Here is an 8,128-nt window from a genome sequence, read left to right as displayed (position 1 = left end):
GCGGCCTGCTCGTGAAGGGCTGACCGAAGGGCTGTCGACCGCCACTGACCCACGTCCGGCAGCATCCCGGAACCACCGCACACGGCACCGGTTCGCAGAGGAGTGACCACCTCACCGCGAGCCGGTGCCGTCGTATGCGTGAGGGCTCGCCGGGTCGCCGGACATCACCTGCGCGCCCTGCCGCAGGGCACTGGCAGATCTTCCCCGCCCCGCCACGAAACCGCAGGTCAACAGCGCATCTGTTGCCGAGTCAGGTGGCGCAACAATCCGGCAACACCCCATTCCCTACCGGATAGGTATGGTCCCGAACATGTCCTCCAGCGATCGCCTCCGAGACCACGCCGGCCAGGGCGCGAGCACCGTCGCCGCCCACCGCGCGCGGCGCCGGCTGCGCGCGGACCGGGCACGCCAACTCGCCGACCTCCTGCGTCACCAGGTCCTCGGCGGCGCCTTCCCCGAAGGCCCCCTGCCCCACGAGTCGGTCCTGGCCGCCGACTACCGGGCCTCCCGCAACACCGTCCGCGAGGCACTCGACCTGCTGCGCGCCGAAGGCCTCGTGGAGCGCCTGCCGGGCGTCGGCACGGTCGTCGTGGCGCAGAAGTACCCGCACGGGCTCGACCGCCTGATGGGCCTCGCCGAGACCCTGCGCGAACACGGCCGCGTCACCAACGAGGTCCGCACGGTGGGCCCGGTACCCGCCCCGGCACCGGTGGCCGACCGCCTCCAGCTGCCCTCCGGCACGGACGTCCTCTACATCGAACGCCTGCGACGGCTCGGCGGCCTTCCGCTGTCCCTCGACCTGACCTACATCCCCCTCGACATCGGCACCGCCCTGCTGGGAGAGGACCTGGAGAACACCGACATCTTCCGGCTGCTCGAGTCCCTCACGGGCCGGCCCCTCGGCCACGCCGAGATCAGCCTGGAGGCGGTGAACGCGGACGCGCACTCCGCCGCCGTGCTGCAGGCCCCGCACGGAGCCGCCGTACTGATGCTGGAGCGCCTCACCCATCTGTCCGACGACCGGCCCGTCGACCTCGAGTTCATCCGCTTCCGCGGCGACCGCATCACCATGAGCGGCCTGCTCCGCCGGTCGCTGTAAGACACCTGCCCCGCCTGCTCACCTTCCTGGAGACAGCCATGCCTTTGGCACCCCAGCGGGCCGACGTGCCCGTGACCATCGACGAGTCGAAGTGCATCGACGGCTGCACGCTCTGCGTGGACATGTGCCCGCTGGACTCCCTCGCCATCGACGACAGCACCGGCAAGGCGTACATGCACGTCGACGAGTGCTGGTACTGCGGCCCGTGCGCGGCCCGCTGTCCCACCGGAGCCGTCACGGTCAACATGCCCTATCTGCTCCGGTGAGAGGTCCCAACAGCCATGAAACACCCAGCAGTCGCCGCCGCCGTCGTCGTACTCCTCGTACCGCTCACGGCCTGCGGCGGCACCGCCGCGGCCGGCGGTGACGGCTCCACCGTCACGGTGACCGTCGGCTACCAGTCCAAGACCATCAACACGGTCACCGCCGGAACCCTGCTGCGCTCGCTCGGCTACTTCGAGAAGCAGCTCAACTCGCTCCGTGACGGCCGCACTTACAAGGTCGGCTGGCAGGACTACGCCACCGGCGCCCCCATCACCGCCCAGATGACCGCAGGCAAGATCGACATCGGCTCGATGGGCGACTTCCCGCTGCTCATCAACGCCGCCCGCGGGAAGCAGCTCAACCGGCCCACCCGTCTGGTGTCCGTCACCGGTTACAACCTGCGCGGCGGCCTCAATACCATCGTCACCTCTCCCGGCTCCAAGCTGACCACGCTCGAGGACCTCAAGGGCAAAAAGGTGTCCACGAGCATCGGCTCCGCCGCCGACGGCACGCTCGTACGGGCCCTGCAGCGCGCCGGCATCGACCCGGACAAGGGCGTGGAGAAACTCAACCAGCAGCCCGCGGTGGGCGCGTCGGCACTGAGCGCCGGCAGCGTCGACGCGCTGTCGCAGTTCGTCGCCTGGCCCGGGCTGCTCGCCTACCAGGGCAAGGCCAAGGCCCTGTACGACGGCGCCCTGCTGAACCTGCCCACCTTCCACGGGGTCACCGCCCGCGAGGACTTCGCCCACCGCGACCCGGCCGTGCTGGAGGCCTTCCTCAAGGCCCAGGCGCAGGCCACCGACTACCTCAACGCCCATCCGGTGGCCGCAGCGCAGAAGGTGGCGAAGGCCACCGGCCTGCCCGCCGAGGTCGTCTACCTCTACAACGGCGCCCACGGCATCTCCACCTTCGACCCGGCCGTCAAGCCGCAGCTCGTCGACGCGTTGAAGCGGGACGTACCGGTCCTGAAGGCGGCGAAGCTGACCGGTGACGTGGACGTGGACGCCTTCGTCGACGACCGGTACGTGAAGAAGGCCCTCGGAGCGTCGTACGGCAAGGAGCTGGCCGCCACTCCGCCGGCCGCCGCAAGCGAGGTGTGGCCCAAGGGCGCCGGCCGGACGACTGCCTTCACATCCCCCGCCCAGCTGCTGAGTTACGTCTCCGCGCACCGCGAGGGCATCCGCGCCGCCTATGTCCCCGACACCACCACCGGCACCCTGTGGTTCGCCGACAAGGCGGTCTGGGTGGCCGACGGCGGCCGGCTGCTGCCCTTCGTCGCCCCGGCGACTGCGCGCAGCTACGTCACCGCCCACGCCGGCGCCCGCGTCATCAGCTACGCCGACGCCCTGGAGCGTGCCTCGTGAGCCGGTACGCACTGCGGGTGACCGCCCTCGCGGCGGCCCTCGGACTCTGGCAACTGCTGACCAGCCTGGACGTCGACCTGTGGCTGCGCTTCTCGCAGTTCCCCACGGTCACCGACGTGGCCCGCACCTTCGCCGACCGCCTGGCCGGGCCGGACTACTGGACGGACCTCACCGACAGCCTCACCCGCATCGTCACCGGCTTCGTGCTGGCGGCGGTGCTGGGCGTGGCGGTGGGCGTGCTCGTGGCGCGCTCACCGCTCGCCGAGGATTTGCTGGGTCCCCTGCTGGAGGTCGTCCGCCCGATCCCGGCGATCGCCCTGGTCCCCGTCGCCATCCTGCTCTTCCCCTCCAACGAGCAGGGCATCGTCTTCATCACCTTCACCGCCGCCTTCTTCCCGGTCCTGGTCTCCACCCGGCATGCCGTGCGGGCGCTGACGCCGGTGTGGGAGGAAGCCGTGCTGACCATGGGCGGCGGCCGCTGGCGCGTCCTCGGCTCGGTCGTGCTGCCGGGCGCCCTGCCCGGCATCTTCGGCGGACTGTCGGTCGGCATCGGCGTCTCGTGGATCTGCGTGATCTCCGCGGAGATGATCTCCGGTCAGTACGGGGTCGGTTACCGCACCTGGCAGGACTACACGGTCGTCGACTACCCGGGCGTCTTCGTCGGCATGGTGACGATCGGCGTCCTCGGCTGGCTGACCTCCACGGCGGTGGAACTCCTGGGCCGGCGCCTGACCCACTGGCTGCCGCGTACGTCCCCGGTCAGCGCCGCCCGGCCGACGCCGGCACGCCCGCTCGCCGCCTCCCCCGTCCCCCGGCCCTCCGGCAACAAGGAGGCACGCGATGAGCACCTCGTCTGACACCGAACCCGCACTCCGTCCAACCCCACACCTCGCAGGCGGCATCGGCCTCACCCTCCGCGCCGCCACGCTCGGCCGCCCGACTGCACCGGTCCTGTCCGACGTCGACCTGGACATCGCGCCCGGCGAGATCCTCACCGTCGTGGGTCCGTCCGGCTGCGGCAAGTCGACCCTGCTGCGTACCCTGGCGGGGCTGCTGTCCCCGCTCGCCGGGCAGATCGCCCGGGACGGCCAACCCCTGGCAGGCCCGTCCGCCGAACGCGCCCTGGTCTTCCAGGAGGACGCCCTCCTGCCCTGGCGCACCCTGCGCGCCAACGTCGAACTCCCGCTTGCCGTCCGCCGCGTCCCCCGCTCGCAGCGCCGCCTCCAGGCCGAGCAGTGGCTGGCCCGCGTCGGACTGGCCGACCTGGCACGGCAGTTGCCGCACCGGGTCTCCGGCGGGCAGCGCCAGCGTGCCCAGTTGGCCCGCGCACTCGCCGGGGCGCCGCGCGCCGTCCTCATGGACGAACCCTTCGGCGCCCTCGACGCCCAGACCCGCTCGGGCATGCAGGACCTGCTGGTGGAGGTCCTGCACGGCACGGGCGCGACCGTCGTCTTCGTCACCCACGACGTGGACGAGGCCCTCTTCCTCGGCGACCGCGTGGCGCTCCTAGGAAACGGCCGGCTGACCGCCGTACGCGACGTACCGCGGCCACGCGATCGCACGGCCCACGACGATCCCGCGCGCGTGGCGCTGCGGCGCGAGGTCCTGTCCTCGCTCGGAACGTGATCCGCAACGTGAAAGGCACCCCGGTGGACACTCCCCTGCAGATCCCGGCCCTCAGCGAGGCGGAGGAGATCTCCTGCGACGTCCTGGTCGTCGGTGGCGGCACGGCCGGCACCATGGCGGCCCTGACAGCCGCCGAACACGGCGCGAACGTCCTGCTGCTGGAGAAGGCCCATGTACGGCACTCGGGCGCGCTCGCCATGGGCATGGACGGCGTCAACAACGCGGTCGTGCCCGGACGGGCCGAGCCCGACGACTACGTCGCCGAGATCACCCGCGCCAACGACGGCGTCGTCGACCAGTCCACCGTCCGCCAGACCGCCACCCGCGGCTTCGCCATGGTGCAGCGCCTGGAGTCGTACGGCGTGAAGTTCGAGAAGGACGAGCACGGCGAGTACGCGGTCCGTCAGGTGCACCGGTCGGGTTCGTACGTGCTGCCCATGCCGGAGGGCAAGGACGTCAAGAAGGTCCTCTACCGGCAGTTGCGGCGGCGGGAGATGCGGGAACGCATCCGGATCGAGAACCGGGTGATGCCGGTGCGGGTGCTCACCTCGCAGGGGCGGGCGGTGGGCGCGGCCGGCTTCAACACGCGCACGGGTGCGTTCGTGGTGGTGCGGGCGGGTGCCGTGATCCTGGCGACCGGTGCCTGCGGCCGCCTCGGCCTGCCCGCCTCGGGCTATCTGTACGGCACGTACGAGAACCCCACGAACGCGGGCGACGGCTATGCGATGGCGTACCACGCGGGCGCCGAGCTGACCGGCATCGAGTGCTTCCAGATCAACCCGCTCATCAAGGACTACAACGGCCCGGCCTGTGCCTACGTCGCCAACCCCTTCGGCGGCTATCAGGTCAACCGGCACGGTGAGCGTTTCGTCGACTCCGACTACTGGTCGGGGCAGATGATGGCGGAGTTCGCGGCGGAGGTCGCCAGCGACCGGGGGCCGGTGTACCTCAAGCTGAGCCATCTCCCGGAGGAGTCGGTCTCCGCCCTGGAGTCCATCCTGCACTCGACGGAGCGGCCCACCCGCGGCACGTTCCACGCGGGCCGCGGCCACGACTACCGCACTCATGACGTCGAGATGCACATCTCCGAGATCGGCCTGTGCGGCGGCCACTCGGCCTCGGGGGTACGGGTCGACGACCACGCCCGTACGACCGTCCCGCGCCTCTACGCGGCCGGCGACCTGGCCTGCGTGCCGCACAACTACATGATCGGCGCGTTCGTCTTCGGGGACCTGGCCGGCGTGGACGCTTCCCAATACCGCGTCTATGAGGGCGAGTTGCCGCGGGAGCAGCTGCGCGAGGCGCACGAACTGGTCTACCGCCCACTGCGCAACCCGGACGGGCCGCCGCAACTCCAGGTCGAGTACAAGCTGCGCCGCTTCGTGAACGACTACGTGGCGCCGCCGAAGTCCGGGGCCCGGCTGTCGCTGGCGCTGGAGGCGTTCGAGCGGATGCGCGCCGACATCGCCTCGATGGGCGCCCGGACCCCGCACGAGCTGATGCGGTGTGCCGAGGTCGGCTTCATCCGCGACTGCGCGGAGATGGCGGCGCGGGCGTCGCTGGCCCGGACGGAGTCGCGTTGGGGTCTCTACCACGAGCGCATCGACCATCCGCGACGCGACGACGCGTCCTGGCTGCACCATCTCGATCTGCGCAAGTCCCCTTCCGGCGCGATGGAGTTCACGGTCCGTCCGGTGGCTCCCTACCTCGTTCCGGTCGAGGAGTTCAGCCCGGTCGGAGGTGCATCCCGGCACCTCGGCGAGGTGCATCCCGAGCAGGTGGCCACGGCCGGGGCGCGGGAGGTGGCTCCGGTGGCCGCCGGTCCGAGGACCGGCGCGCGGTCCGCGCAGTCCGTGACAGCCGACCCCGGCGAGATCTCCTCACCCCGGCTCCTCGCCCTGCTGACGCTCGCCGAGGAGGAACCCGAACTCGTCGCCCTCAAGCCCTACTTGGCCGATCCCGATCCCGGCGTACGGCGGACAGCCGTCTCCGTCCTCACCGAGACCGTGCCTCCCGGCACGGGACAGGCTTTGGCGGAGGCGCTCGCCGACCCCGACGCCCAGGTCCGGTCGGCCGCGGCGGCATCCCTGCGCGAGCTGGTCGAGACCCTGCCGTCCGAACCCTCCCTGCGCCATGCGCTCACCCGGGCGCTCACGGAGGCCGACCCCGTCGTGCGCGCCGCGGTCCTCGACGTCCTGCGCGCCCTGCGCCTGGGGGACGCCGGCCTGTTCGCCGAGTACCTGGCCGACTCCGACGTCGCGGTGCGGATCGAGGCGGTGCGGGCGCTCGTGTCGGTCGACGCGGCCGAGCCCTTGGCACGTGCGGCGCACGACCCGTCCCGCGAGGTCCGCGTCACCGTGGCGAAGGCCCTGGCCGGCGTGGGCATCTCGACCGTCGCGCAGGGGGCGTTGGACGCGCTCACCGAGGACACCGATCCTCTGGTGCGCGCTGCCGCGTTCGGTGCGCTGGCCTCCGTGGGCTGCCCGGCCCCGCTCGCCGCCCGCGCGGTGGCCGCCCTGTCGGACCGGTCCTGGCAGGTCCGCGCCGGCGCCGCCACCGCCCTGTCGGCCGCCGCCCCGGCCGGGGCGATCCCGGCGCTGGCCAAGGCGCTGGCCGACTCCAACGCCGACGTGCGCAAGGCCGCCGTACTGTCCCTGACCCGGCACCTTCCGGTTCCCGAGGCCCGGGCCGCCCTCGCCACGGCCACCACGGACTCGGACGCGGACGTGAGGGCCTACGCGGCACGCGCCTCGTGAGCGGGACCGCCCGAGCTCTCAGTCGGCGTCGAGCTGGTGGTCGGCCCAGACGTAACTCTCAGGCAGCAGGTCGCGGACGGGGACGGCGCGGGTGCGGTCGCCCGCGCCGACGATGACCTTCAGAGCGGGGAAGTAGTCGAGCAGCACCTGGCGGCAGCGGCCGCACGGCGGCACGACCCCGCGGTCGCGGTCGCCGACGGCGACGATGGTGTCCAGTTCGTAGACGCCCTGGGCGGCCGCGGTGCCGATGAGGACCAGCTCGGCGCAGGGGCCGCCGGTGAAGTGGTAGGCGTTGACGGCGGTGACGATGCGGCCGTCCGGGGCACGACCAGCCGCCGCCATGGTGTGGTTGTCCCCGCGGCAGCGGGTGCGCGCGACCTGGGCGGCGGCCTGGATCAGTTCGTGGTCGAGCTGCTGGATCTGCGTGGTCATCTTCTCTGCCTTGTGCGTGTGTCAGTTGATGCTGTTCGCCCATGAAGCCAGCACCGCGAAGTCGTCTCGGGTGAGGCCGCGTCGGGGGTCGACCCGATGCAAGAGGGCGAGGCCGTCGTGGTGGTCCTTCACCCAGGTTCGGTCCGCCTCGGTGATCTCGTCGTCGATCCAGGCGAACGTACGGCCTTCCGCCCACGCGACGATCTCGGGCGTCTTCCAGAACACGCCGTCCGCGGGCTCGGGTCGAGGTGAGGGCCAGCTGATGAAGGGCAGTTCGGACAGTCCCAGGGCCGGTGCGACGAAGGCGTTGGCCTCCTCCTCCCACGTCGTCGCCCACACGAGGTCGTAGGGAAGTGCCTGCAGCTCCGGGCCGTGATCGGGGTTGAGCCACACCCGCAGGGGCTTGACCGGCCGGTTCGGCAGGCCCCACTCCTTCAGGCGCCGCCGTTCGGCGGACTCCCAGCGCGGGGTCAGCAGACGGTGCGTCCGATAGCCCTCGGGCCGACGGTACGGCTTCGCGGCGTACGGGTTCAGCGGCCCGTCGACATCCACCAACAACACCGGCCGCACCGGCTCATCCCCCTCGC

At 71.9% G+C, this 8,128-nt stretch carries 8 protein-coding genes; 6 read left to right on the top strand and 2 right to left on the bottom strand.

The window, feature by feature from the left end; all coding sequences use genetic code 11:
* Positions 1-310 precede the first annotated feature (310 nt).
* The 6 genes from M8J74_RS26720 to M8J74_RS26695 are packed head-to-tail and all read left to right on the top strand — an operon-like array spanning position 311 to position 7,109.
* A complete protein-coding gene (locus tag M8J74_RS26720; protein ID WP_249838906.1) occupies positions 311-1,099 on the top strand; it encodes a GntR family transcriptional regulator in 789 nt (262 codons plus the stop codon).
* Between the two features lie 38 nt (positions 1,100-1,137).
* Complete coding sequence (locus tag M8J74_RS26715) at positions 1,138-1,365, top strand: 4Fe-4S dicluster domain-containing protein (protein ID WP_030180763.1); 228 nt, start codon at positions 1,138-1,140, stop codon at positions 1,363-1,365.
* Positions 1,366-1,380: 15 nt separating this feature from the next.
* Complete coding sequence (locus M8J74_RS26710; protein ID WP_249838905.1) at positions 1,381-2,727, top strand: ABC transporter substrate-binding protein; 1,347 nt, start codon at positions 1,381-1,383, stop codon at positions 2,725-2,727.
* Positions 2,724-3,584: an ABC transporter permease gene (locus tag M8J74_RS26705; protein WP_249838904.1), complete on the top strand. Its 861-nt coding sequence runs from the start codon at positions 2,724-2,726 to the stop codon at positions 3,582-3,584. Before M8J74_RS26710 ends, M8J74_RS26705 begins: the two co-directional genes overlap by 4 nt.
* Positions 3,568-4,353 carry an ABC transporter ATP-binding protein gene (locus M8J74_RS26700; RefSeq protein WP_249838903.1) on the top strand — a complete coding sequence of 262 codons (786 nt, stop codon included), beginning with the start codon at positions 3,568-3,570 and terminating at the stop codon, positions 4,351-4,353. Before M8J74_RS26705 ends, M8J74_RS26700 begins: the two co-directional genes overlap by 17 nt.
* Positions 4,350-7,109, top strand: a complete 2,760-nt coding sequence (locus M8J74_RS26695) for a fumarate reductase/succinate dehydrogenase flavoprotein subunit (protein WP_249838902.1) — start codon at positions 4,350-4,352, stop codon at positions 7,107-7,109. The genes M8J74_RS26700 and M8J74_RS26695 overlap by 4 nt, the downstream gene beginning before the upstream one ends.
* An 18-nt stretch (positions 7,110-7,127) precedes the next feature.
* On the opposite strand, the gene M8J74_RS26690 is transcribed toward M8J74_RS26695, so the two are convergent.
* Both M8J74_RS26690 and M8J74_RS26685 read right to left on the bottom strand, forming a co-directional pair.
* Positions 7,128-7,541, bottom strand: coding sequence for a cytidine deaminase family protein (locus M8J74_RS26690; protein WP_249838901.1), 414 nt, complete (start codon positions 7,539-7,541; stop codon positions 7,128-7,130).
* Between the two features lie 21 nt (positions 7,542-7,562).
* The gene (locus tag M8J74_RS26685; RefSeq protein WP_249838900.1) at positions 7,563-8,102 is read right to left on the bottom strand and encodes an HAD domain-containing protein; all 540 of its coding nucleotides are present in this window, start codon (positions 8,100-8,102) and stop codon (positions 7,563-7,565) included.
* Positions 8,103-8,128: the final 26 nt, after the last annotated feature.

The sequence above is a fragment of the Streptomyces panaciradicis genome (assembly GCF_023516615.1).
GTDB lineage: Bacteria > Actinomycetota > Actinomycetes > Streptomycetales > Streptomycetaceae > Streptomyces > Streptomyces panaciradicis.
This window is presented reverse-complemented; position numbering and strand designations above follow the sequence as displayed.

Bases quoted from the DNA above. Each gene is read 5' to 3' on its own strand.
- M8J74_RS26720 (WP_249838906.1), top strand. From the start codon at position 311: ATGTCCTCCAGCGATCGCCTCCGAGACCACGCCGGCCAGGGCGCGAGC.
- M8J74_RS26715 (WP_030180763.1), top strand. From the start codon at position 1,138: ATGCCTTTGGCACCCCAGCGGGCCGACGTGCCCGTGACCATCGACGAG.
- M8J74_RS26710 (WP_249838905.1), top strand. From the start codon at position 1,381: ATGAAACACCCAGCAGTCGCCGCCGCCGTCGTCGTACTCCTCGTACCG.
- M8J74_RS26700 (WP_249838903.1), top strand. From the start codon at position 3,568: ATGAGCACCTCGTCTGACACCGAACCCGCACTCCGTCCAACCCCACAC.
- M8J74_RS26690 (WP_249838901.1), bottom strand. From the start codon at position 7,541: ATGACCACGCAGATCCAGCAGCTCGACCACGAACTGATCCAGGCCGCC.